The sequence below is a fragment of the Candidatus Syntrophocurvum alkaliphilum genome (genome assembly GCF_009734445.1).
Taxonomy (GTDB): Bacteria; Bacillota; Syntrophomonadia; order Syntrophomonadales; family Syntrophomonadaceae; genus Syntrophocurvum; species Syntrophocurvum alkaliphilum.
This window is the reverse complement of the sequence record NZ_CP046457.1, coordinates 509,796-535,544: the sequence shown is the minus strand read 5'-3', so window position 1 is coordinate 535,544 and position 25,749 is coordinate 509,796. Positions and strand designations below refer to the sequence as shown.

The window sequence follows — 25,749 nt, the reverse complement described above, 5'->3', positions numbered from 1 at the left end:
AAAGGAAGGTGCTTTTTTTGTCTATTGAAGACTCAATTAAGAAAAAAATTAAAGGAGAAAATGTTCAGTTCATCAGGCTACAGTTTACTGATATTTTTGGAATTTTAAAAAATGTTACTATAATGGCCGATGATCTCGACAAGGCTTTAAACGGGGAAATTATGTTTGATGGTTCAAGTATTGATGGTTTTGCAAGAGTTGAAGAATCAGATATGTTGATTGTTCCAGACCCAGATACTTTTGATATTTTCCCATGGGGCCCACAAGAAGATAGAGTGGCAAGGTTTATTTGTGATATATATGATTCAAATGGAAATCCATTTTCAGGTTGTCCAAGACGTCGATTAAAAGAAGTTCTTGCTGAAGCAAAAGAGATGGGCTTTACAGTTAACATCGGACCTGAAGGAGAGTTTTTTCTTTTCTATACAGATGATAAATTAAATCCAATCTTTGATATCCATGATGAGGCTGGTTACTTTGATCTCTCCCCAATTGATAGAGGGGAAAGAGCACGTCGTGAAATGATACTGGCATTACGTGATTTAGGATTTGAAATTGAAGCATCACATCATGAAGCTTCTCCAGGACAACATGAAATTGATTTTAAATATGATGAAGCTTTAAGAACAGCAGATAACTTCTGTACTTTTAAATATGTTGTAAAAAACATTGCTCAAAAGCACGAACTTTATGCAACTTTTATGCCCAAGCCTTTTCGGGACACACAAGGATCGGCAATGCATTGCCATCAGTCATTATTTAAAGGTGAGGAAAACATCTTTTATGACCCAAATGATCCTTTAGAGTTAAGTGAAACTGCTAAATATTATATTGGAGGAATACTAAAGCATGCACCAGCTATAACAGCTTTAGCTAATCCAACTGTTAATTCCTATAAAAGACTTGTTCCTGGTTTTGAAGCTCCTGTAAATATAGGTTGGTCAACAGCTAACCGCAGTACATTAATTCGTATTCCTGCTGGAAGAGGATTGGGAACTCGTATGGAATTAAGAAGTCCAGATGCTACTAGTAATCCTTATCTACTTTTCACAGTAATGATTAAAGCTGGTATTCAAGGTATAAAAGATAAATCTAATCCTGCAGAACCCATAGATAAAAATGCATATGATATGAGTATTAAAGACCAAATTAAAGCAGGAGTAAAATTTTTACCTAGAACTATGCTTGAAGCAATAGAAGCTTTAGAAAAAGATGAACTTATTTTAGAGGCTCTTGGCTCTCATGTTAGTTCAAAGTTTATTGAAGCTAAAAAAACAGAATGGAAAGAATTTAGTGATGAAGTCCATACTTGGGAAATTACTAAATATCTAAAGAAATATTAATTTATTTAATATTAATCATAACAAAAAAGTTAGCAGATATTTTCATCTGCTAACTTTTTTATATAATTTTAGTTTCACTGCGAAAAGCTAAACTTAGACTATGGAATCGGCTGAGTAAACATGTTTACTCAGCCTTAAATTTTTTTGTAGTTACTTTTTGCAGCAGAATCAATTTTGTTTAGAAAAACTTACTACCTACAAAGTATATAATTGGTTCTCATCTAAAAACTTAATCTGTTTTTCTTTAAATGTTTGCATGGCTTGCTCTATATCTTCCACTTTAAAAATAACTAATGCATTATTTTCAGATGTTCCTAAAAAAGCATACAGATATTCAATATTTAAATTTGCTTCAGACATTTGTTCTAGTACTGTAGCAAGCCCTCCTGGTGAGTCAGGTATTTGTACAGCAATAACCTCTGTTTCACTAACTGTGAAACCAGCTTCTTTTAGTATTTTATATGCTCTATCAGGATCACTTACTATTATACGTAAGATTCCAAAGTCTGAGGTATCCGCAATAGATAATGCTCTAATATTAATTTTTGCATCACCTAATACTCTAGTTACATGTGATAATCTACCTGCCTTATTCTCAAGAAATACTGATATTTGTTTAGCCATAAAATTAGCCCTCCTTAAAATTCACGCTTATCAATAACTCTTTTTGCTTTACCTTCACTTCTCTCTATTGTCCTAGGTTCGACTAAGCGAACTTTCACTCCTATTCCTAACGCACTTTCTAATTCTGCAGTTAAAGTTTTTCTTAGTCCTTCAAGCTTCCTAATTTCATCACTAAATATTTTTTCAGATACTTCAACTTGAACTTCTAAAACATCTAAATTACCTATTCTATCAACTATTAATTGATAATGTGGTTCTACCCCTGGTATATTCAATAAAACACTTTCTATCATAGAAGGAAAAATATTAACACCACGTATTATTACCATATCATCAGATCGCCCTAAAACTTTTTGCATTCTAACATGAGTTCTTCCACATTCACATTTATCTCTTTGTAATGCTGTAAGATCTCTAGTCCTATATCTTATTATTGGTAAGGCTTCTTTGGTTATAGTAGTTATTACTAATTCTCCTTGAGCGCCATCTGGTAGAACTTCTTCGGTAATCGGGTCAATAATTTCTGCAATGAAATGATCCTCTGCTATATGTAGTCCATTTTTACATGGACACTCAATGGCCACACCTGGACCAATAATTTCACTTAGACCATATATATCATATGCATCTATTTCTAGCTTAGTTTCTATTTCTCTTCTCATATTTTCAGACCAAGGTTCAGCACCAAATATACCAGCTTTAAGCTTTAAATCAGAAGGTTTTATTCCCATTTCTTCAATAACCTCATGCATAAACAAAGCGTATGATGGAGTACATGTTAATACTGTTGAACCAAAATCTTGCATTAGCAATATTTGTCTTTTGGTATTCCCACCCGAAGTTGGAATAACAGATGCACCTAACCTCTCTGCACCATAATGTACACCTAAACCACCTGTAAAAAGTCCATATCCATATGCATTATGTATTACAGAGTGTTTAGAAGCACCAGCACTACACAAAGCCCTTGCCATTAATTCTGCCCATATTTCAATATCTCGTTTTGAATATCCAACTACTGTTGGTTTTCCAGTGGTACCTGATGAAGAGTGAATTCTAACTACATCTGACATAGGGATGGCAAAAAGGTTAAATGGATAATTATCCCGTAAATCCTGTTTGTTAGTAAAGGGTAATTTTTTTAAGTCTTCTAAACTATTGATATCATCTGGTCTTATGCCTACTTCATCCATTTTTTCCTTATAAGCAGGAACAAATGCATAAACACGATAAACTATTTCTTTTAAACGTCTAAGCTGTAAATTTTTTAATTCTTCTTGAGGCATACATTCTTTTTCTTTATCCCAATACAATTTTCTACCTCCTTCTTTATTTTCCCTTCTGAAATTTGCAATTTTTAATAATTGGACAACTGTTACATAAAGGATTTTTCTTTTTGCAATAAACTGCACCTAGTGAAACTATTAATGCATGATACTCATTATATACTTCAACACTTGGTTGTAAATTTTGCTGTAGAAATTGTTGCATTTCTTTATAAGATATTTTTTCACTTGTTAAACTAACTCGGTAAAAAATCCTTTTTGTATATGCATCAACAACAAATATTGGATAATTACCAGCATATAAAAGAATAGAGTCTGCAGTTTCTTCACCAATTCCCCATATTGATAATAATTCATTACGTAATTTGTGCAAAGAGTTATTAAACATTAAATCTAAATTTCCGTCATAATTGTCAATTAAATAGTTCATAAATACTTTTATTTTTTTTGCTTTTTGATAATTGTATAATGCAGGTTTTATTAATAAAGCTAGTTCCTCTTCTTCTATATCTAATAACTTGTGTGCATCAATTAAATTTTTATTTTTTAAGTTATTAATTGCTTTTTCAACATTTCTCCATGCTACTGCTTGAGTAAGGATTGCACCAATAATTATTTCTAATTTAGACTCAGCAGGCCACCATTCTTGAGGGCCAAAATGCCCTAATAATGAATTATATATTTGCATTAATAACTTTTCATTATTTGATAACATACATAATCCTTTCAATATAGTGCCTGTCCTTTCATGTTTCAACAAGCTCTTTTATAGTTCACCATTTGCTAATATATTATTAATTGCTACACTTGCTAAAATTAATCCTGCTGTAGATGGTACAAATGATATACTACCTAATTTTGTATCACTATCTTCTTCCTTTAATTTTTCAGGGATTTCTTCGGAGAATACTACTTTAAGACCTTTTTCAACCCCTAAGATCCTTAACTCTTTTCTGATTTTTCTTGCCATAGGACAACAGGATGTTTTTGATATATCTTCAACTTTGAGTTTTAATGGATCTAACCTGTTAGCCATTCCCATACTGCTTACGATTGGTTGGTTTTTGTTTATACAAGTTTTAATAAGATGTATTTTATCAGGTAAAGAATCAATAGCATCTATAGTATAGTCGTATCGTGTTAAGATATCTTTACTTGTTTTTTCGTTGTATGAATCATTTATAACTTTTAAATTTACAAATGGGTTAATATCTAAAATTCTATTTGCCATAACTTCTGTTTTTAGTTTTCCAACTGTTGAGGTTAAAGCAGGTATTTGCCTGTTAAGATTGCTTTGTTGTATGTAGTCATAGTCAACTATTGTAATATTTCCTACACCACATCTAACTATAGCCTCAGTTGCATAAGACCCTACTCCTCCTAATCCAACTATCAAAACTGAGGATTGCTTTAATATATCTAAGCCATCTTGACCAATTAGTAGCTTAGTCCTCTTAAATGCTTCCATACTTTCTTCCTCCATAAAAAAAGCCCCACCGAGCCGTGAAGCCAAAGTTTAAACCCGCTCTTGCAGGTGGGTGCTCTCCTGCATACTTAGTGTGTCCCATTTGATGGGCTTACACGCCATATGCAGAGTCCAAGCTCCCTTATTGTTGGTGTTGGAAAAAACTTAAAGGCTATTCACGTACACAGCAGGGGTTAGCTCTATTTTCTTTTTACTGTATATTCTTACTATTACTAGGAAAAGCATATCATAGATTAGGTTAATCTTCAAGGATACTAAATTGTCATTATCCGGTAAATCAACCATTGTAAGCTATTGCTCTCTTAGTTTTATTGAAAGCTCTCTTAACTGTTTAGAGTTAACATTAGACGGTGCTTCGGTCATTGGACAAGTTGCTTTTTGCGTTTTAGGAAATGCTATAACATCACGAATGCTATCACGTTTTGCCATAAGCATCAACAACCTATCTATACCAAAAGCTATTCCTCCGTGTGGAGGTGTTCCATATTCGAAAGCCTCAAGCATAAAACCAAATTTTTCTTGGGACTCTTCAGGGGTTAACCCTAAAAGTGCAAACATTTTTTCCTGCCAATCTCGTTTGTGAATCCTTATACTTCCTCCACCAATTTCAATTCCATTTAATACTAAATCATAAGCTCTTGCTTTAATACTATCTGGGTTATTTATCATTTCTTCAATATCATTGACTTTTGGAGCAGTAAATGGGTGATGAACTGCTACATATCTTTTTTCTTCTGCATCATATTCCACTAATGGGAAATCCGTGATCCATGCAAAAGAAAGTTTATTATTATCAATTATATCTAATCTCTTTGCAAGCTCTAACCTAATCACACCTAAAACCTTAGCAACAATATCTTCAGAATCCGCACTGAATAATAGTAAATCTCCTGGCTCTGCTTCTAATTCCTTAAGAATAGACTGTAATTTTTCTTCTTCAAAAAACTTTATTATAGGAGATTTTAGTTCATTTTCACCTACAACTATCCAAGCCATTCCTTTAGCACCATTTTCTATTGCTATGTTTGTCAAATCATCAATTTCTTTTCTAGAAAATGAACCACATTTCTTAGCATTTAGTGCTCTTACTACTCCTCCAGATTTTATAGCACTAGCAAACACTTTAAATTCTACATCTTGAACTAATTCTGTTAAATCTAAAATTTCTAGTCCAAATCTAAGATCAGGCCTATCTGAACCATATTTGGTGATAGCTTCATTATAAGTTATTCTTGGAAATGGAGTTTTAATTTCTTGATTAGTACCTTCTTCAAAAATCTTTGCCATCATTTCTTCAACTATTGTAAATATATCTTCTTCATCAATAAAAGACATTTCCATATCTAGTTGAGTAAATTCAGGCTGTCTATCAGCTCTTAAATCTTCATCTCTAAAACATCTTGCTATTTGAAAGTACCTCTCAGTACCTGCAACCATTAAAATTTGCTTAAAAATTTGAGGGGATTGTGGAAGAGCAAAAAATTCACCTGCATTTACTCTACTTGGAACTAGATAATCTCTAGCACCTTCAGGAGTGCTTTTAGTTAAAATGGGTGTTTCTATTTCGGCAAAACCCTTATTGTCAAGATAGTCTCTCATGGTTTTAATTACACGATGTCTTAGCATTAAATTGTTTTGCATCTCTGGTCTTCTTAAATCTAGATATCTATACTTTAACTTAAGTAATTCATCAACTTCCACATTGTCTTCTATGTAAAAGGGTGGGGTTTTAGCAGCATTTAATAATTCCATTTCCTCTACATAAACCTCTACTTCACCTGTCTTTAAGCTTGGGTTTTCAGTATCTTGAGGGCGCTTAGAAACTTTTCCTCTTACTGCAACAACATATTCTCCTCTTACTTGTTCTGCTAAGTGAAATGCCTCTAGATTTACATCTGGACTAAAAACAATTTGAATAATACCTGAGCGGTCACGTAAATCTATAAATATAAGACCACCATGATCTCTCCTGGTATCAACCCATCCACTAAGTATTACTTCCTGTTCAATATTACTAACATCAATATCTGTTGCATTATGAGTCCTTTTCATCAATTATTTCCTCCTTAAATAGCTAGCTAATAATGTTTTTTACTGTTGATATTAATTCACTAATGTTTGCTTGAACTTGATCTTTAGTCTTCATGTTTCTAATTGTAAATTTTTCTGTTTTTATTTCTTCTTCTCCTATAAAAATAGTGGTTTTAGCACCTAATTTATGGGCATATTTCATCTGAGCTTTGGCACTACGATTGTTATAATCTATATCAGCCTTTATATTTTCACGCCTTAATTTATTTAATAAGTTTGTTGCATATAACTCAAAAGATTTATCCATAACCACTACAAATGTGTCTAAACTATCTTTATTTAAATTGACTTTATCATCTAATGCAAGCAATAATCTTTCCATACCAATTGCAAATCCTATTCCAGGGGTGTCTGGGCCACCACATTGTGCTACTAAATTATCGTATCTGCCGCCACCACCAATAGCACTTTGAGCCCCTATACTTTTTAAATGTACTTCAAATGCAGTATTGGTATAGTAATCTAAGCCACGTACAAGGTTATCATCGTGCACAAAAGATATTTCATTATCCTTAAGTACACTTAAAACACTTTGATAATGATTAGTACAATTATTACACAAACTATTATATAAAATAGGAAAGCCTTCTATTGCTTGCTTACAAGTGTCATTTTTACAATCAAGCACTCGTAATGGGTTATTGTCATATCTACTATTACAGTCTTTACAAAGCTTTTTGCTTATAGGTGTAATGTAATCTATCAGCTTTTGACGATATACTGTTCGACATTCTAGACATCCTACCGAATTAATGTGTAATTCATAATCAGTAAGCTCTAATTTAGTTAAAATTTCTACAAGAAGTAATATTATCTCAACATCTAGTAACGGACTATCACTTCCAAATGCCTCTACACCAAATTGATAAAATTGCCTATATCTCCCTGTTTGTGGTCTGTCATAACGAAACATTGGGCCAAAATAATACCATTTTATAGGTAAAACCCCACCGAATAAGCGATTTTCAACGAACGAACGAACACATGAAGCTGTTCCTTCTGGGCGTAGGGTTATACTTCGTTCAGCTTTATCTGTAAATGTATACATCTCTTTAGCAACTATATCTGTACTCTCTCCTACCCCACGTTCAAATAATTCAGTGTGCTCAAATATAGGTGTTCTTACTTCTTTGTAGCCAAATAATTCAGCAGTTTCCTTAATAACTTGCTCAACGTACTGCCATTTCCAGGATTCTTCAGGTAAAATATCATATGTACCTCTAGGAGCTTGTATTTTCATAATTTTCCTCCATTAAAACATTCCTTGGATAATTCTAATTTACGGTCATTAGCTTGTCAACTTTGCGTCTAATAAGCTCTTCAACCGATTTTATGTAAGCATTAGGATTCTTAGGATTATATATAGACACTAATGTAAAATCATCTGGATTAATAAACTTGCTTGAAGCACCTCCGCCTAAACCAAGAATTGTCTGTCGTTCTTCCATTACTTGAATGTTGTAATTACAATAATTTCCTGATAAAGAATATCCTACGTTCTCCATGTTTGCATACATAAATTTTTGACGATATAAATAATAAGGTTCGTAACGATTTTTAATTAAAATTGAGTTTATCTTATCTATTGTTTTTTTTATAATATCTACTTTATCTAAAACATTTCGTTTTCCTTCTTTTTCCATTAGCAAAGAACCTTTTTTTGTAGCAAGAGTGTGAACGGTTATATTCTCTGGCTCAAACTCTAAAACCTTATGTAATGTTAAAATATTATCATCAATATTTTCTTGCTCAAATCCCACTATCAAGTCTGTATTTATTTGTTTAAAGCCTATTTTTTTTGCCCATTCTATAACTTTTTTAAATTGAGAAATATCATGATTTCTACCTATAATTTTAAGAGTATCCGCTTTCATCGTTTGTGGATTAATGCAGATTCTTTCAACCCCATATTCCTTTAATATTTTTAGCTTATTTAAACTTATGGTATCAGGTCTTCCAGCTTCAACTGTTATCTCAGTAGTAGCTTTACTAACTAGCTTGTCCTTTATGGTTTTCAATAAACTAACCATATCTTCTTCATTTAATATAGTAGGAGTTCCTCCCCCTAAATATATGTTTTGTACAGCAATGTTCTTTTCTTTTATAACATTACTGATTGCCTGAATTTCTTTAACCAAACTAGACAAAAAGGGAGGAATATCTGTTTCATAATTTTTAAGGACTGCACCAGGAAATGAACAATAATAGCATCTTGAAGGACAATAAGGTATGCCTATATAAACACTTATATATCTTCTTGTATCATCAGAACTTAATAAGTATTCCCGATTATTTAATGCTACCGTTAAAAGTAAGTCAGTTTTTTCTTTTTTGACTCTATATTCTGAATTCATTTCATTTCTTATTTCATTTTTTGTATAACCTTTATCTAATAGCCTATGTATTATTTTAATTGGCCTTATACCCGTTAAAATGCCATATGAACTCAGTTCTTTATTTAGATGTTTACTTAATAGCTCATATGTAAATAGTCTAGTAAACTTTCTAATTTGATTACTAGCTTGGTCAGACACCTTTATATTAAACTCTTTTCTTAAGTTTGTTTTTTTATCTAAGGAGTCAATCCCCCCTTCTATAATAATTAATTCATCAGTAGATATAACTTTAATAGTTACTATTATATCTGATTGGTTTGTATTATCTATGTAAATAGTTGCATTTGGATAAGCTAGTCTCAATAAGTCGTGTATATAATTATATAATTTGCTAGGATTCAAAAAACAAAAAATATTCATAAAGCACTTCCGTTCTTATTGTTTATATTTAGTATTTTATCCTAAAATACAAGCTAATTACACATACTTGGTAATAACAAAATTAACATTATGCTTTTAATGTCGATATTTGTGAAGTATTATATTTTTATAGAGATTTAGATAGGGAGGGAATTAAGTGCGAAGATTAATTTATTTATTATTCGCTATAATAATCATTGTTATTATTGTATGGGGTACAGGCTCAACACAAGAAGAAACGGAATTTCAACCAACTATTCTTAATCCATTAGGACCAACGGTCATACCAGTTGCTGGAATAACCGGTGATAAGTTAGAATCCGACATACCTGTTGATGTCCATTTTTATAAAAACACTGATGAAGCAATTGCTATGCTATCTTCTGATAGTGGACAATTTGCTGTTCTTCCAGTTACTGCTGCCGCTAACATTTATAATAGTGGTATCGATATTACTATGTTAGGAGTATATAACTGGAAAGTGTTCTATATGGTTGCTTCTAATGAAGTAGAATTTAATGATTGGGGTTCCTTGAAAGAAAAAACAGTCTATACTCCTATTGGTCGTGGACAAACAGCAGATATACTTATGAGGTTTGCATTAAGTAAACAAGGTGTTGACCCTGAAAGTGAAGTAGAAATACAATATGCACCACCTCAAGAAATAGTGACTTTATTCCAGACTGGTAAAATAGACTATGCAGCACTTCCAGAGCCTTTTGCTTCCTTAGCAATAAATGATGGAAATGGAGAAATTGTTTTAGATTTACAAGAGTATTGGGGTAAGATTAATGAAACCAATGAGCGAATACCGATAACAGGACTTTTTGTAAAAAATGATTTTTTAGATTCGTATCCTCAAGAAACACAAGAAATAGTTCAACTTTTTGATGCATCAATAAACTGGTCAAATGCAAATGTTGATAAAGCTATAGAAGTATCACAAGAAACATTACCAATACCTCAACCTATTATGAAAGATGCACTTACAAGAATTGATTTTTACTATGTACCTGCATCTAGGTGTCAGGAAGAAGTAGATGACTTTTTAAGAAAAATGCAAGAATTGTATCCACAGGGTATTAGGGAATTACCTGATGAAAGGTTTTATGCTCAATGATTCAGTTTCTTCGCTCTTTAGTTGGAATTGCAGTATTTATTGCTATTTGGTATTTAACAGCTTTTATTCTTGATGAAGCTATTATATTGCCACCACCTAATGAGGTTTTTGGTATATTTTTTAATTTATTTTTTGATAATACAATTATTATGGCTGCTTTCCATACTATTTGGAAGGTAGTCCTAACTCTTGTAATTGTAATGTTTTTTGGAGTTTTAGTAGGTTTAATACTGGGCATGTTTACTCCTTTATACGATATGTTTAGACCAATAATCCTTATAATACAAGCTGTACCTGTAGTTTCGTGGTTATCTTTAGTGATTTTTGCTTGGGGAATAGGTTGGAAGGGACCAGTGTTTATAGCTGTTTTATCACTTCTACCTATTGCAATATTAACAACTGTTGCTGGAGTAAAAAGTCTTGATAATAGATTAATTGAAGTTGCTAAAGTTTATCGGGTTCCATTCAAAACTGTTTTTAAAGATATATACTTAGGATCACTTGTACCTTTTATAATTGCAGTTGTTGATGTAACCATAGGACAGGCTTGGAAGGTCATCCTAGTAGCAGAATATCTAGCCGGAAACAATGGTTTAGGGGTTTTAATTTTAGCTGCAAGATGGGAAGTTAATATTCCACAGGTATATGCATTAACTCTAATTGCAGTAATTATTGGATTAATAGCAGAACGACTAATTAAAATAGGATTAAGGAGGCTCTCTTTAAGGTGGGTACCAGCTTAACTATAGATAACCTTAGTGTTAGTTTTGCTAATCTTGAAGTTATAGACAATTGGAATTTCACCATTTCTAATAGCGAGCGTATTGTTTTGCTTGGACCTTCTGGAGCAGGTAAAACAACTTTTTTACGTGTAATAACTGGTCTAGAAAAACCTTCATCAGGAACCATAAATATAACTACAAAAAAAATCGCCATGGTATTTCAGGAACCACGCCTTATACCATGGCGAACTGTTAAAGATAATCTCTTGTTTGTAAATAATAATTCAGACCCCACCGAAATATTAAAACGTCTTCAACTTTCAGAATTTGAAGACTACTTCCCCCACCAACTAAGTGGAGGTATGCAACAAAGAGTTAACTTAGCTAGAGCATTAATGATTGATCCAGATATACTAATACTAGATGAAGCTTTTTCCTCTTTAGATTGGGCAGTAAAAATACACATTATGAAGGATATGTTATCACAATGGAACCAAAGAAAATTCACCTGTATTTCAGTAACCCATGATTTAAAAGAAGCTCTTTATATTGCTGATAGAATAATTATTATCTCACCAAGACCATCTTCGATAATACATGATATTAAAGTAGAATTAAGTGAAAATGAAAGAAGTTTTACTTCTACAAAACTACTTGAACTAGAAGCAAAACTTCTCAACATCATTACAAATTTATAATATATCACAGGGACGTTTCTAGTGATATATTTTTACAGGAAGGGGTTGTTTTTTCTTTCGAAGCCGATTGTTGTTGCAGGGCCGTGGCCCGGGTATGCTACAACCTCGTCCTCATAGCATAAAAGTTTATCTTTTATGTTTTGAATTAATTCTTTGTGAGAGCCACCGGGAAAATCAGTTCTACCTATTGAACCTTGAAATAGGGTGTCTCCTACGAAAATTACGTCACCACATTTTAAACATACTCCACCAGTACTATGACCTGGAGTATGAATTACCTCCAGCTCAACTGTGTTACCTATTTTAATTACATCTCCATCTTCCATAAATTCATCGGCAGCAGGGCTAGTTACTTTATCTCCCATTAAGAAAGAGAAGTTTGCAACTGAATTAGTAAGCATTTCGGCATCATTTTCATGAATTAGTATTTTTGCATTTGTTCGTTCTTTAACTCCTGAATTTCCACCAATATGATCTATATGACCATGAGTATTAATAATGTATACCGCTTTTAATTCATTATCCTTTAAAAAATTTACTATACCTTTGGGATTTCCTCCCGGATCTATTACTGCAACTTCTTTTGTTTCCTCACAACCTACTATGTAACAATTTACCCCCATATGGTTAATTTGTAGGGCATGCAAAATCATATTATTATCCTCCTTTAAAAGTTTTTTTCACTGTCTAAAATAATAGTACAGGGACCATTATTTATTAAACTTACCTGCATATTAGCTGCAAATATTCCAGTCTTAATATTTATATCATATTTTCGAGCATAATCTATACAGTAATCGATCATTGCTGAAGCCTCATCAGGTAAAGCTGCCTCTGTAAAACTAGGTCTTCTCCCTTTGCGCACATCTCCATATAAAGTAAATTGACTTATCACAAGAATTTCACCTTGGATGTCTAAAACCGAGTTATTCATTTTTCCAGTTTCATCTTCAAAGATTCTCAAATTTAATATTTTATCCATAATATACTCTGCATTTTTTAAAGTATCACCCGATTTTACACCTAGTAATACTGTTAAACCATCAGAGATTTCTGCTACCTTTTCATTATCTACTTCAACATAACTTGAACTTGTCCTCTGTACAACTGCTCGCAAATTTATTCACCTCTTATTTCACTAGGTAAGACTCTTTTCACTTCAAAAACATCTCTTACTTTTTTAATTCGTTGAATAACAGCCTGCAAATGGCTTATATCTTTAATTTCAAGCTTAAAGTTCATTACCGCATAGTTATTCTTTGTTACCCTAGAATAAACTGAGTTAATATGAATTTTCATATCAGCAAATACGTTTAGAACATCTGTTGTTAGTCTATGTCTATCATATGCTCTAACTTCTAATTCTACTGTATAAACCCCTACGTCATTTGCCCATTCTACATCGACTATTCTATCTTTTTCATTTTTCAAATAGTTAATCATGTTAGGACAATCTTGTCTGTGTACAGATACTCCTCTGCCTCTGGTAATATACCCTATAATTTTATCTCCAGGCAATGGATTGCAGCAACGAGCAAGTCTCATTACTACATCATCTACACCCCTAATCCGAATTGAATTAGTTTCCCTACTAACTTTTGATTTAAAAGCTGGAACCTCTAATATATCTTCCATATGCTTATCATGGAAAAACATGTCTTTTAACTTATTAATAACTTGATTAGCTGTTATTGTCCCATCACCTAGAGCTGCAAATAAATCATCAACCGTATGGAAAGAAAACCTTGTGCCTACTTCTAAAAGTTGTTCTTCTTTCATGAACTCCTTAGGTATTAAGTGTTTCTTTTTCAGTTCATTTTCAAGTATGTCATGACCTTTAATTATATTTTCTTGTCTTTTTTCACGTTTAAACCACTGCTTGATTCTTGATTTTGCAGAAGAAGTTTTGACAAAATTTAACCAGTCATGAGTAGGACCAGGAGAACTTTTTGAAGTCATTATATCAACAATGTCACCATTATTAAGAGGTGAATCTAACGGTACTATTCGTCCATTAACTCTAGCACCTATACATTTATGTCCGACCTCTGTATGAACACGATACGCAAAATCAACTGGACATGATCCTTTTGGTAGTTCTATAACATCGCCTTTTGGTGTAAAAACAAATACCGTATCATCAAACAAGTCTATTTTTAATGATTCCATAAATTCTTTTGTATCTTTTACTTCATGCTGCCATTCCATAATTTGTCTTAACCAAGATAATTTTTCATCAAATTTCTTTTCTTTATTACTAAACCCTTCTTTATAACGCCAATGAGCTGCTATTCCATACTCCGATGTACGGTGCATATCCCATGTGCGAATTTGAACTTCAAATGGCTCACCACCCTTTCCTATAAGGGTAGTGTGTAAAGATTGATACATATTGCTTTTAGGAGTAGCTATATAATCTTTAAATCTACCAGGAAGAGGTTTCCACATAGTATGAATTATCCCTAGTACACCATAACAATCACGCACACTATTAACTATTACACGAATAGCTACTTTATCATAAATCTCATCTATGTCTTTATTTTGTTTAAGCATTTTTTTATATATGCTATAGATATTTTTAGGTCTACCTGCTATATCTGCTTCAACACCTATTTGGTCTAAACCTTCTACTATTTGATTAATAAGTTCATTAACATATTCTTCTCTTTCTTTCCTCTTTTGTTTTAACCGCTTTGCTACTTTATAATAAGTTTCAGGATCTAAATATTGAAATGATAAGTCTTCAAGCTCCCATTTAAATTTAAAAATTCCAATTCTATGAGCTAATGGAGCAAAAATTTCCATTGTCTCAAGTGCAGCTTCTTTTTGTTTATGTTCTTCTTTATGATGAAGTGTTCTCATATTGTGGAGTCTATCCGCAAGTTTTATAACTATAACACGAATATCTTTAGCCATTGCAATTAGCATTTTTCTAAGGTTTTCGGCTTGAGCATCTTCTTTGGTTTTAAATTTTATCTTACTTAATTTTGTTACTCCCTCTACTAACAAACCTATTTCATCACTAAATTCATTTACCAAATTCAAATAAGTAATATTGGTGTCTTCAATAACATCGTGAAGTAATGCAGCACATATTGTAGCAGTATCCATTTCAATTTCAGTTAATATTAAAGCTACCTCAACCGGATGAATTATATATGGCTCACCTGAAATCCTAGTTTGTCCTAAGTGAGCCATTTTGGCATAATTATATGCTCTATCGATTAAATCAAGATCTGCACTTGGATCATACTTTTTCACTTGTTCAGTTATTAAGTCAGGTCCCATAATTAATCACACCATTTTATTACATTATTTAACACTTTTTCAAATTTGCAAAAAGCTTCTTTTTCAGCTATACCCTCAAGATAATATGGCGAATCGTACAGATTTAGAACCGCTTCAACAGATTTGAAAAACTTTATTGAAATAATACTACCGTTTTTTTCGACATGACACAACCCTAGATCCATTAATATGTTAAGTATTGGAATTAAATCAAATACTGTGAAATCACACTTCATGTAGTTAGCCATTTTTTGAGCTAAACTATCTTTATCTTCATTAATTAATAAGTCTGAACGATACTTAAAGTAACTTAAGGCATTTTTTACAAGATCATGGTTTGGATATTTTCGATTAAGATAGTTTTTATTTAAGTTAACTTCATTATCTGAAAACAAAACGACTACTTCCATTTCAGAAGTAGCACACATTTGATCAGCTACTGACATTAATTCATATTCACCAAAAGGTGCATTTGCTAAAAATATTTCTTTAATATTTTTAGTTTCTATCGTTTTATCGGTATAACTTCCGTCTACAAGAAGAATACTTGGCTGGGATGAAATAAACCGTTGCCGTATAACTTTCCTTTTCAAGTTTTCTTTCACACCAGCTTCAATATTTACATTTTTAAATTTTTCCTTAATTTTACTAATAGTATTACTTCTATTTGCATAAATTATTGTATAATTTGTTGGTTCTATCAATGGTTTTTTGGGTTGCCATGAAAAATTGGCTAAAGGAAAATCTATAGTATCAATTTTATACCTTTTTTGTAAGTTAAGCCATTTATCCAAATCTACCTTTTGCCAAATAAATACTAAATATTTAAGAACAGAAGGTAGTTGTCTTTTTTTTAAATAATATTCTAAATAAGCTGTAGTAGTTAAAAAAACCTTTGGTTCTTCATTAACTAATTGTTCTTCGGTTCTCTTTCTAGAGTAATATGTAGTATTACCATGCAGTTCAATTAATTTATTAGAACGTAAATAGTTTTTCCAAAGATGTTTATGTTTTAATAAGCTTCTATATGTAGGATAAACATATAGAACTGGACTACCATTATCAATTTCATTAACTGTATTTTCTATAATTTGGTTTACCTTGGTATAATTAAAACCATCAGGTATATAACTACTTTTCATATCTAAAACTTTTATTTGAATGTTTTTATTACCTCTAAACTCATTTTCATTCAGTTCACCTACAATATCTACTGTTGTAAGGTGTGTAGGTAAACTATGAAATTCAGCCTTATAAAAGCCAATTCCATCAACTTTATTTAGACCAATTTTAAATTTTATATGCTCCTTATTCTTACCTACTAAGTCTTGATCATATACTTCCGTGTTTCTTAGAACAAATATAGGAAATGAATTTTTTTCACCAAAAGGCTCAAGTAAACGTATCTCATCTATAAGCTGGGGTGTAATTTGCTCTGTATTTAACTCTGCATCTATATCTATTGTTTTATATTTTTGATCTTCACTTCTACTTTCATCGATAATAGAATAAATTTTTTGTTTAAATACATTAAATTTGACTTTTTTAATACTTAGGCCGACAGCCATCTTATGGCCACCATACTTCTCCAAATGTTCAGAGCACATTGCCAGTGAGCTATGTAAGTTTATATTATTTACACTTCTACCAGACCCTTTCCCTTCCTCTCCTTCCCAAGATATTAGTATTGTGGGAAGATTGAAGCGATCTACAAGTCTTGAAGCTACAATGCCCAAAACCCCATGATGCCAATTATCGTCTGCTAAAATTATTGCAGGTTCATTTTCTAAATCTACATTATTATTTATACGAAATACTGCCTCTTTATAAATTTGCTCTTCAATGGTCTTACGATTATTATTCATAGTACATAGGTTATCCGCTATGAACTTTGCTTTTTCATAATCATCACATAATAGCAATTCTATACTTGTTTTAGCATTTTCTAATCTACCAGCAGAATTTAATCTAGGTGCAAGTATAAAACCTATATGCCAACTAGTTAACACCTTATCTGTAAGTCCACATTTATCAATTAAAGCTTTTAAGCCAACTCTATTAGTGTCTTGCATAACATTTAGTCCGGCTTTTACTAATAGTCTATTATCTCTTAATAATGGAACAATATCTGCAACTGTTGCTAAAGCAACTAAATCAAGCCACCTATAAAGTTCTTCATCTGATACCTTGTTTTTACATAGTGCTCGAGCCAAATAATAAGCTACTCCAACTCCAGCTAAATCAACCACCTCTTTTTGTTCATTATCTAATTTTGGGTTTATTATACTAAGTGCCTCTGGAAGTATTTCTGATGGGGTGTGATGATCTGTAATAATAACATCAATCCCTAATTCATTTGCTAGTTCAACTTCCTGTAAAGAGCTAATCCCACAATCAACTGTTATAATAAGCTCATATTTTTGATCATTTAAATGTCTTATGGCTTCAATATTCAAACCATACCCTTCTGTAAATCTATTAGGAACATAATAGTCCACTTCATGTCCTAACAGCCTAAAACATTCCTTGAGTAAAACTATACTGCAAACCCCATCAACATCATAATCACCATAAATAACAACTTTTTCTTTATTTCTTATTGCATTTTCAATTCTTTTTACTGCTTCTTGTATTCCACTTAATAATAATGGATCTGATAAGTTTTCAATGGTTCCATATAAAAACATTTGTGCATCTTTTTCTTTTGTTATTCCTCTATGAATTAATAATGATGCTAAAGTAGATGAAATATTTAGTTTTTTGCTTAAGCTTTCTGCAGCATCTCGATTATTTTTTCTTAAATTCCAAATATGTTCAAAATTCATAGATACTCCCCAAGTTGTAATATTTTAAATAATTATAAACTAAAAATTGATTGTAGTGTAAAAAGTTCAAGCTACAACCTTTTATAATTTCTAATTAATGAGACCGTTTTAATAAGATAGTACAAGTAATCGTACCTAAGAAACCAAAAACAACCATATATGAAAATCCTATAGAATAATGAGTGGTTAAATCAATTAAAAATCCGATAATAAATGGAGAAGCTCCCCCAATTAAGTTGCAAATACCATTCATAACCCCTGAGCCTGTTCCAACTAAGTTAGAAGGTAATAGTGATTGCAAAAGAGCCCATACAGGAGCATAATAGAGCATACTAAAGCCTCCACAAAGGGTTAATAAAGCAAGACAAATTATATTGCTTTGAACAAAAAGTGCTACTAAAAGTGAAAGTGCAGCACCTGTAAATGCAACTATTCCGAAAATAGCTCTTTTTCCTACCCGGTCGGATAATACTCCTCCTAATATCACAGTTACAGCAGCAAGCATATATGGTAAAGTTGCTACCCAACCTAATGCTTCTAAATCAAATAATCTTACCTCTACTAAATATTTAGGAAGCCAAGTTAGTAACCCCCACCAGATTGTTGTAAAACAGATAAATGAAACACATACCAACCAATAATCTAATGAACTTAATAGATTTTTAAATAATATAAAACGTGATTCCTTATTTGTCACTTTAATGTCATTTTGCTCTCTTATAATAAATTCCTTTTCTTTCTCTGTTGAAAATTTACTAATTATAGGGTTATCAGACACCATATTAAATAATAATGGTATTAAAGTCATAAAACTAAGTATAGCTATAATGTAAAAAGAAGCCTGCCAATTATACTGTGTTACTATAAAAACAAAGAATGGCATTGCTATAATTGGTCCAACACAACCCCCAACGGCATAAATAGCATTAGCTTTTCCGCGCTCTATAGGCGGAAACCAGTTACGTATTATTATACTTTGGTTAGGAAAATAAATACCCTGCCCTACACCAAGCAAAACACGTGCAACTAATATCCCCATAATACCTGTTGCAAGTCCACCAAATAATAATGAAATTGAAGCCAATGATAGTGCAATAATCATCCCTTTTCTAGGACCAATCCAATCACCTATAGGTGAAGCAATCATGTTTGTAATAGAATAAGATATCAAAAACAAAGTCATTAATAACCCTTGTTTTGAGTTTTGCCCTATTAAATCCATTTCGGTTAAAAATATGGGATCAACCAACAATATACTAACATTTATTCTTTGAAAATAAATAATTAACCAAATTACAAACAACATCCCCATGATGTAATATCTAAAATTATCACTTTTAATATTAAAATTATTTATCAATTTTTTCTCCTACTCCCAAACTCAAATATATGGGTTATCGCCTTACCACTTAATCAAGAAATTTAGACATTATTCTATGCCAACACAACTATTATATAATTTAACTAATATCTTCTAAAGACTGTTTTTTATTTAATTATCTATCCCAGACGTTCTAAGCAATTACAGATTAACTAAGTTTTCAAATAATTCCACATTAATCCTGTTAGCATTAATAATAGTTGAACATATATATTTTATATAGAAAAGCCAATAGCTTTTTACTTTTGGAGGTGTAATAATTGACAAAAATTAGACATATGTTTCCAGGTGGTAATACCTGTTATGGTTTTTACTCCTTTTATGATTATATTGTTCCACATAATGCACGAAAAAAAATTGTACTCAAAGGAGGACCTGGTGTAGGAAAATCTACCTTTATGAAAGCTTTAGCAGAAGATTTGAATCAGCAAAATCAAAAACTCGAATATCATTGGTGTTCAGCTGATAATGAATCACTAGATGCAGTAGTATTTGGTGATCAAGAAATTTGTATATTAGATGGTACTGATCCTCATAAAGTCGACCCTCGTTATCCTGGCGCAGTTGACGAAATTATTAATCTTGGTGACTATTGGTATGAGGAAAAAATACAAGTTAATAAAGAACACATCATTAGACTAACCAATAGCAAAAGCCTTTGTTTTAGTAGAGCTTATATCAGGTTAAAAGAATGTAAAATGGCTTTAAATGAGCTTAAAAGTTATTATGAGGAGTGTACGGACATTAATGCAGTGCATCGAAATGTTTTAGAATTAGCTGAATTTTTACTTCAAAATAGTCAGACTTCGTATATTCAACCAAGACATTTATTTGGAGCAGCTATTACCCCTAACGGTATAGTTACTAAAGTAAATAGTTTAATTGATAAAGATTTTCGTATTTGTGCAATTAAGGGAAGTCCCGGAATAGGAAGTAAAAGATTATTTAAATATACTCAAGAGTTAATAGAGTTAACAGGTGTATATGCAGAATTTTTCCATAATCCCTTTGACCCGGAAGATATTGACATAATAGTTGTACCTCATAGTAAAACTGCAGTTATTGATATCTCTACTTTAATAGTGGATTATGAAAAACACTTAAATGGAATAAACTATAAAAGATATTTAGATTTTAATAATTTTATTAAAACACCAATAATAAAGAAATATACTAATAATATAGCTAAAGCTGAATCTCGTTTTCGCTCAGGCTTGAATGAAGCTATTGAATTTATTAATCAAGCCAAAAAATATCATGATGATTTAGAAGCTTATTATATACCTGCTATGAATTTTGACAGCATAAGTATCCTTCGAAAGGAATTACATGACAAACTACTAAACCTATTTTAAAACAAAAAACCCGGTTTTAGAAATAAACCGGGTTTTGATTCTACTTTTTTTTTAAACTTCTTGTATCCAACCAAATTCATCTTTTACTTTTCCGTATTGAATACCTGTTATAGTTTCATATATTTTTTTGGATAATTCTCCTGTTTTACCATCATTGATTTTTATTATTTTTTCATTCCAGTTTAATTCTCCAATTGGAGATATTACTGCAGCTGTTCCTGTGCCAAATGCTTCTTCAAGTTTTTGATCTTCATGAGCTTGATAAATTTCTTCAATACTTATACGTCTTTCGGTTACTTTTACTCCCCAATGTCTAAGAAGTTGAATTGTAGATTCACGAGTGATTCCACCAAGTATACTGCCATCTTCTAATGTTGGAGTTATTACCTCACCATCTATCTTGAAAAATACATTCATTGTACCAACTTCTTCTATATACCTTTTCTCCAGACCATCTAACCATAAAACTTGAGTATAACCTTTAGCTTGTGCTTCCATTTGGGCTTTTAAGCTAGCAGCATAGTTACCAGGAGTTTTAGCATAACCAACTCCACCTTTTACCGCTCTTACATAGTTGTTTTCTACATATATTTTAACAGGGTTGATTCCTTCTGGATAATAAGCACCTACTGGAGATAGTATAATCATAAATTTATAAGTAAATGATGGTCTTACCCCCAAAAATGGATCTGTAGAAATTATAAATGGTCTTATGTACAGTGATGTATCTTCTGCTGATGGAACCCAATCACTGTCCATTTCAACTATCGCTTTAATTGCTTCCACAGTTAAGTCAACATCTATAGGAGGGATACATAAACGTTCATTAGAAATATTTACTCTTTCCATGTTTTTTTCAGGTCTAAATAGTAATATTTTTCCTTCATCTGATTTATACGCTTTTAAACCTTCAAATATAGCTTGTCCATAGTGTAGAACCATAGTTGCTGGATCTAATGCAATATCTCCGTATGGTACAATTCTTGGATCATGCCATCCTTTACCTTCAGTATAATCCATAACAAACATATGATCTGTAAAATATTGTCCAAAACCTAGACTCTTTTCATCCGGTTTTTGCTTTGGCATATTATTTTTTTCAACTTTAAAATTAGCCTGCATATTTATTCCATCCCCTAACTTTAAGTGTTTAAAATACTTAATATTTTAATTATTATTTTAACTTATTTATTATCAATGACTCTATAGTTTTTTCTTATAAATTTGTAGAATACAGTATTCATTATACAAAATATCATTAATCTATTAATTGATTCCACTAAAAAAGCTAAACTTAGACTATGGAATCGGCTGAGCAAACATGTTTATCACACCACTCATTCATTAATTAAATTTATAAACCTTGACTAACTCCCCTTTTATCACTCCTTGCTGCTCAGCTTCAATATGTATATATCCATCTGCATTAGAAAGTAAAGTCATTAAACCAGATTTCCCTATTAAAGGGGTTGCTGTTGTACCACTTTCTGTTTGAATTAGCTTTACTGGTATAAAATCATCTCTTCCTGCTTGTGATGGTAAATTTATATCTATAACTGCTTCTATAGTATTTATTGATGATACTCCCAGTATAGGTAAACAAAGGATATAAAGCATCATCAAAGCAGATACTGGGTGACCTGGTAAACCAATAACAATCTTATCACCAATTTTTACAACCATGGTAGGTTTACCTGGTTTTACTGCAACTCCATGAAACAACATTTGTGCTTCTTCAAAAGAAAGTAATACATCAAGTGTTAAATCCATAGTACCTACTGAACTTCCACCAGACATTATTAATAAGTCATTTTCTGATAAAGCTTTTTCTATTGATAATTTTAATTCATTATAATCATCTTTTGCAATTGGATAAAGTCTAAGTGTGTTGCCAATCTTTTTTAAAGCTGACGCAATAGTGTAGGAATTAATATCTCTTATCTGTCCTAATTCTGGCTTTTGTTCTATAGGAACTATTTCATCTCCTGTAGAAATAATTCCAATTTTATATTTTTCGTATACTTGTAAGCTTGTAATACCTACTGAGGCTAAAACTCCTATATCTTGGGGTTTTATATTTATGCCTGATGTAAATATAGTTTGCTTTTTGTTTACATCTTCACCTTTTTGTATTACATTTTCTGATGGGCTAACCGGTTTAAATATTAATACAGTATCGTCTCCTAATTTTTCTGTATATTCAACCATGACAACTGCATCAGCCCCTACAGGTAGCATGCCACCTGTAGGTATCCAAAGACACTCATTACTATTGATTTTGATAACACTTTCCTGGTCAATCTGTAAACTACCTTTAAAATCTAAGAATTGTGGAGAAGATTCACTTCCTCCATATGTATCTTCTGCTTTTACAGCATATCCATCTACAGTAGACCTATTAAATGCCGGAATATCTTCCGTACTAACTACATCCTGTGCTAAAACATGATTTAATGAATCAAGCAAGGTTACTGTCTTAGTTTTTTTAAGTGGTAGATTGTCTTTTATTAATTTTATTGCATCTTTATAATTAACTACTTTTAAAAATTCACCCATAAAACTCACCTCAAAAGTATTTTTCCATATTATACTTTTTAAACTTACAACTAACAAATAATAATAGTGGTTTTTGCGATAAGCTTAACTTAGACTATGGAATCGGATGAGCAAACATTTTTATCACATAGTTATTTTCAATATCTTTTTGTCTTTTACCTTTTGTTTTTATAAAATAAGGAAAAGGTTATTGTAAAGGAGATTAATTAATGAAAAGAAATATATACATAAAAAATACACCTTACGAGGCTGCTATTGAAACATTTATTAAAAAACTTAATGAATATGAATATTTTAATGTAACATCTGAAGAAATAGATTTGTTAAATGCTTATGGAAGAATTACAAGTGAACCTGTTATAGCAAAACAATCTGTACCACATTATCCAGCCTCTGCTATGGATGGTATAGCAGTAAAAGCTGAATCAACTATTGGTGCCCATGAAAATAATCCTGTCAATCTTGACAAAGATGTTGATTATATCCTAGCTGATACTGGTGATTATATACCACCTGAATATGATTCTGTAATTATGGTTGAAGATGTTAATTTTTATGATGATATTGCTCAAATAATAAAGCCAGCTGTTCCTTGGCAACATATTCGCTCTATAGGTGAAGATTTAGTTGCTAATGAACTAATTTTACCTAGTTTTAATATATTAGGCGCCTATGAAATAGCCTCTATTTTAAGTGCTAGTATACAAGCTGTAAACGTAGTTAAAAAACCAATTGTTGCTATAATTCCTACCGGCACAGAGCTAATTGAAAGGGGTTATGAAGAAATACCACCAGGTAAAATAGTTGATACAAATAGTAAAATGCTTGCTTATTTAAGCCAAGAATGGGGAGCTGAAACAATAATTCATCCTATTGTTCCCGATAATAAAGAACTTATAGAGAAAGCTGTTTTAAAGAGCACAGAAAAAGCAGATCTAGTTATTGTTTGTTCAGGCTCTTCAGCAGGTAGAGAGGATTATACTTCTGTAATTGTTGAAGAACTCGGAGAATTAATTATACATGGAGTTGCTATTAAGCCAGGGAAACCCGCAATACTTGGAATAATTGATAAAAAACCTATAATAGGAGTCCCCGGTTATCCCGTTTCGGCAAATCTAGTATTTAATCTTTTTGCCAAACCTCTTATATATAAGAAACAAGGCTTATTTACTCCTACCCCACCGGAATTAGAATCTCTTGTTTCAAAAAAAATTGCTTCAAATATGGGTGTTGATGAATTTATAAATGTTAATATAGCTAAGGTTGGTAATTCTTATATTGCTTATCCACTTAATAGAGGTGCAGGAATAACCTCTAGTTTAGTAAAATCTGATGGATTAATGCAAATTGCAAAAGAATCAGAAGGAGTAAATCCAAGTACCCCCATGAAAATTTCAATTAATAGAGATAAAAACAGTATAGATAATACTATAGTTAGTATAGGTAGCCACGATATTTGTATGGATATCCTCTGGGATCTTTTACAGAAAAATCACAATATTAGACTTGCTTCTACTAATGTTGGAAGTATGGCAGGAGTTATGGCTTTAATGAGAAAAGAAACTCATATGGCTGGTATACACTTATTAGATGAAGAAACTGGTAAATATAATGTGAAATTTTTAGATAAATATCTTAAAGATACAAAATTTCTTTTAGTAAACCTTGTAAAAAGAGAACAGGGATTGATTGTTAAAAAGAATAATCCATTAAATATAAACTCCATAAATGATTTACAAGATAAAAAAATACGGTTTATAAATAGACAGCGTGGATCTGGTACAAGGATTTTATTAGATTATTTATTAAAACAAAATTATATAGACAGCGCTAACATTAACGGTTATAATCGCGAAGAATATACCCACCTTTCAGTTGCAGCTGCAGTGAAAAATGATACCTGCGATGTAGGTATGGGCATATATGCAAGTGCAAAAGCATTTAACTTAGATTTCATCCCACTTGCAGAAGAAAACTATGATTTATGTATTTTATCTGATCTTATGAATAAGCATTATTTAGAGTATTTATTAGAAGCTATTTCTAGTAATGAGTTTAAAAACCGAGTTAATAGTTTTGGTGGATATGGTGTAGATATAACTGGCAATATTATTTATCAAAATAACAATAAATAACTTTGTTTTATGCAACTTATACTTTAGGGTTATTTATGTTTGTATTCAAAAAAATACAAGGGTTTTTCTCATTAATATAG

Annotated in this window: 20 protein-coding genes and 1 other RNA gene; 6 read left to right on the top strand and 15 right to left on the bottom strand. The window is 31.6% G+C overall.

Translation table 11 applies throughout. The features are described 5' to 3' along the window. Positions 1-17: 17 nt before the first annotated feature. Positions 18-1,343 carry a type I glutamate--ammonia ligase gene (glnA, locus tag SYNTR_RS02575; RefSeq protein ID WP_420885504.1) on the top strand — a complete coding sequence of 442 codons (1,326 nt, stop codon included), beginning with the start codon at positions 18-20 and terminating at the stop codon, positions 1,341-1,343. 195 nt (positions 1,344-1,538) lie between these two features. Here the strand turns inward: glnA and SYNTR_RS02570 are convergent, their stop codons facing one another. The 8 genes from SYNTR_RS02570 to hemZ all read right to left on the bottom strand — a co-directional run bounded on the left by SYNTR_RS02570 (position 1,539) and on the right by hemZ (position 9,586). Next, on the bottom strand, positions 1,539-1,967 hold the full coding sequence (locus SYNTR_RS02570; RefSeq protein ID WP_156203050.1) for an ACT domain-containing protein: 429 nt from the start codon (positions 1,965-1,967) through the stop codon (positions 1,539-1,541). 14 nt (positions 1,968-1,981) lie between these two features. Next, positions 1,982-3,280 carry a phenylacetate--CoA ligase family protein gene (locus tag SYNTR_RS02565; RefSeq protein ID WP_243140223.1) on the bottom strand — a complete coding sequence of 433 codons (1,299 nt, stop codon included), beginning with the start codon at positions 3,278-3,280 and terminating at the stop codon, positions 1,982-1,984. Positions 3,281-3,296: 16 nt separating this feature from the next. Next, positions 3,297-3,968, bottom strand: a complete 672-nt coding sequence (locus tag SYNTR_RS02560; RefSeq protein ID WP_197079164.1) for an endonuclease III domain-containing protein — start codon at positions 3,966-3,968, stop codon at positions 3,297-3,299. A gap of 51 nt (positions 3,969-4,019) precedes the next feature. Next, a complete protein-coding gene (locus tag SYNTR_RS02555) occupies positions 4,020-4,721 on the bottom strand; it encodes a tRNA threonylcarbamoyladenosine dehydratase (RefSeq protein ID WP_243140222.1) in 702 nt (233 codons plus the stop codon). Between the two features lie 18 nt (positions 4,722-4,739). Next, positions 4,740-4,915, bottom strand: a non-coding RNA gene (ssrS, locus tag SYNTR_RS02550) — 6S RNA. A 115-nt stretch (positions 4,916-5,030) separates the two neighbouring features. Continuing rightward, on the bottom strand, positions 5,031-6,791 hold the full coding sequence (aspS, locus tag SYNTR_RS02545) for an aspartate--tRNA ligase (RefSeq protein WP_156203048.1): 1,761 nt from the start codon (positions 6,789-6,791) through the stop codon (positions 5,031-5,033). 22 nt (positions 6,792-6,813) lie between these two features. Next, positions 6,814-8,070 (bottom strand): histidine--tRNA ligase, encoded by a 1,257-nt coding sequence (gene hisS / locus SYNTR_RS02540; protein ID WP_156203047.1) that lies wholly within the window; start codon positions 8,068-8,070, stop codon positions 6,814-6,816. Positions 8,071-8,104: 34 nt separating this feature from the next. Beyond that, positions 8,105-9,586, bottom strand: a complete 1,482-nt coding sequence (gene hemZ / locus SYNTR_RS02535; RefSeq protein WP_156203046.1) for a coproporphyrinogen dehydrogenase HemZ — start codon at positions 9,584-9,586, stop codon at positions 8,105-8,107. A 157-nt stretch (positions 9,587-9,743) separates the two neighbouring features. On the opposite strand from hemZ, the gene SYNTR_RS02530 reads away from it, so the two are divergent. From SYNTR_RS02530 to SYNTR_RS02520, 3 genes are read left to right on the top strand one after another with little or no spacing between them, the layout of a single operon-like run. Then, positions 9,744-10,706, top strand: coding sequence for an ABC transporter substrate-binding protein (locus tag SYNTR_RS02530; RefSeq protein ID WP_197079163.1), 963 nt, complete (start codon positions 9,744-9,746; stop codon positions 10,704-10,706). Beyond that, positions 10,703-11,449, top strand: a complete 747-nt coding sequence (locus tag SYNTR_RS02525; protein WP_156203045.1) for an ABC transporter permease — start codon at positions 10,703-10,705, stop codon at positions 11,447-11,449. Before SYNTR_RS02530 ends, SYNTR_RS02525 begins: the two co-directional genes overlap by 4 nt. Next, positions 11,434-12,126: an ABC transporter ATP-binding protein gene (locus SYNTR_RS02520; RefSeq protein ID WP_156203044.1), complete on the top strand. Its 693-nt coding sequence runs from the start codon at positions 11,434-11,436 to the stop codon at positions 12,124-12,126. The genes SYNTR_RS02525 and SYNTR_RS02520 overlap by 16 nt, the downstream gene beginning before the upstream one ends. 32 nt (positions 12,127-12,158) lie before the next feature. On the opposite strand, the gene SYNTR_RS02515 is transcribed toward SYNTR_RS02520, so the two are convergent. From SYNTR_RS02515 to SYNTR_RS02495, 5 genes are all read right to left on the bottom strand, one after another. Next, entirely contained in the window at positions 12,159-12,779 is a 621-nt protein-coding gene (locus tag SYNTR_RS02515) for an MBL fold metallo-hydrolase (RefSeq protein WP_156203043.1), read from the bottom strand. Between the two features lie 14 nt (positions 12,780-12,793). Further along, positions 12,794-13,243 carry a D-aminoacyl-tRNA deacylase gene (dtd, locus tag SYNTR_RS02510; protein WP_156203042.1) on the bottom strand — a complete coding sequence of 150 codons (450 nt, stop codon included), beginning with the start codon at positions 13,241-13,243 and terminating at the stop codon, positions 12,794-12,796. Positions 13,244-13,245: 2 nt separating this feature from the next. Beyond that, a complete protein-coding gene (locus tag SYNTR_RS02505; RefSeq protein ID WP_156203041.1) occupies positions 13,246-15,417 on the bottom strand; it encodes a RelA/SpoT family protein in 2,172 nt (723 codons plus the stop codon). A 2-nt stretch (positions 15,418-15,419) separates the two neighbouring features. Next, on the bottom strand, positions 15,420-18,242 hold the full coding sequence (recJ, locus tag SYNTR_RS02500) for a single-stranded-DNA-specific exonuclease RecJ (protein ID WP_156203040.1): 2,823 nt from the start codon (positions 18,240-18,242) through the stop codon (positions 15,420-15,422). Between the two features lie 94 nt (positions 18,243-18,336). Then, positions 18,337-19,602: an MFS transporter gene (locus SYNTR_RS02495; protein ID WP_156203039.1), complete on the bottom strand. Its 1,266-nt coding sequence runs from the start codon at positions 19,600-19,602 to the stop codon at positions 18,337-18,339. Positions 19,603-19,883: 281 nt separating this feature from the next. Between SYNTR_RS02495 and SYNTR_RS02490 the strand changes: the two genes are divergently transcribed. Beyond that, on the top strand, positions 19,884-20,978 hold the full coding sequence (locus tag SYNTR_RS02490) for a hypothetical protein (RefSeq protein ID WP_156203038.1): 1,095 nt from the start codon (positions 19,884-19,886) through the stop codon (positions 20,976-20,978). 51 nt (positions 20,979-21,029) lie between these two features. On the opposite strand, the gene SYNTR_RS02485 is transcribed toward SYNTR_RS02490, so the two are convergent. Both SYNTR_RS02485 and SYNTR_RS02480 read right to left on the bottom strand, forming a co-directional pair. Further along, positions 21,030-22,100 (bottom strand): branched-chain amino acid aminotransferase, encoded by a 1,071-nt coding sequence (locus tag SYNTR_RS02485; RefSeq protein ID WP_156203037.1) that lies wholly within the window; start codon positions 22,098-22,100, stop codon positions 21,030-21,032. Positions 22,101-22,322: 222 nt separating this feature from the next. Continuing rightward, positions 22,323-23,534, bottom strand: a complete 1,212-nt coding sequence (locus SYNTR_RS02480; RefSeq protein WP_156203036.1) for a molybdopterin molybdotransferase MoeA — start codon at positions 23,532-23,534, stop codon at positions 22,323-22,325. A 209-nt stretch (positions 23,535-23,743) separates the two neighbouring features. On the opposite strand from SYNTR_RS02480, the gene SYNTR_RS02475 reads away from it, so the two are divergent. Next, positions 23,744-25,669 carry a molybdopterin biosynthesis protein gene (locus SYNTR_RS02475; RefSeq protein ID WP_156203035.1) on the top strand — a complete coding sequence of 642 codons (1,926 nt, stop codon included), beginning with the start codon at positions 23,744-23,746 and terminating at the stop codon, positions 25,667-25,669. Positions 25,670-25,749: the final 80 nt, after the last annotated feature.

What these genes read in the sequence shown, in the direction of transcription:
- SYNTR_RS02570 (WP_156203050.1), bottom strand. Translation starts at nt 1,967, where the DNA reads ATGGCTAAACAAATATCAGTATTTCTTGAGAATAAGGCAGGTAGATTA.
- SYNTR_RS02560 (WP_197079164.1), bottom strand. Translation starts at nt 3,968, where the DNA reads ATGTTATCAAATAATGAAAAGTTATTAATGCAAATATATAATTCATTA.
- SYNTR_RS02555 (WP_243140222.1), bottom strand. Translation starts at nt 4,721, where the DNA reads ATGGAAGCATTTAAGAGGACTAAGCTACTAATTGGTCAAGATGGCTTA.
- aspS (WP_156203048.1), bottom strand. Translation starts at nt 6,791, where the DNA reads ATGAAAAGGACTCATAATGCAACAGATATTGATGTTAGTAATATTGAA.
- hisS (WP_156203047.1), bottom strand. Translation starts at nt 8,070, where the DNA reads ATGAAAATACAAGCTCCTAGAGGTACATATGATATTTTACCTGAAGAA.
- hemZ (WP_156203046.1), bottom strand. Translation starts at nt 9,586, where the DNA reads ATGAATATTTTTTGTTTTTTGAATCCTAGCAAATTATATAATTATATA.
- SYNTR_RS02525 (WP_156203045.1), top strand. Translation starts at nt 10,703, where the DNA reads ATGATTCAGTTTCTTCGCTCTTTAGTTGGAATTGCAGTATTTATTGCT.
- SYNTR_RS02515 (WP_156203043.1), bottom strand. Translation starts at nt 12,779, where the DNA reads ATGATTTTGCATGCCCTACAAATTAACCATATGGGGGTAAATTGTTAC.
- SYNTR_RS02505 (WP_156203041.1), bottom strand. Translation starts at nt 15,417, where the DNA reads ATGGGACCTGACTTAATAACTGAACAAGTGAAAAAGTATGATCCAAGT.
- recJ (WP_156203040.1), bottom strand. Translation starts at nt 18,242, where the DNA reads ATGAATTTTGAACATATTTGGAATTTAAGAAAAAATAATCGAGATGCT.
- SYNTR_RS02485 (WP_156203037.1), bottom strand. Translation starts at nt 22,100, where the DNA reads ATGCAGGCTAATTTTAAAGTTGAAAAAAATAATATGCCAAAGCAAAAA.
- SYNTR_RS02480 (WP_156203036.1), bottom strand. Translation starts at nt 23,534, where the DNA reads ATGGGTGAATTTTTAAAAGTAGTTAATTATAAAGATGCAATAAAATTA.
- SYNTR_RS02475 (WP_156203035.1), top strand. Translation starts at nt 23,744, where the DNA reads ATGAAAAGAAATATATACATAAAAAATACACCTTACGAGGCTGCTATT.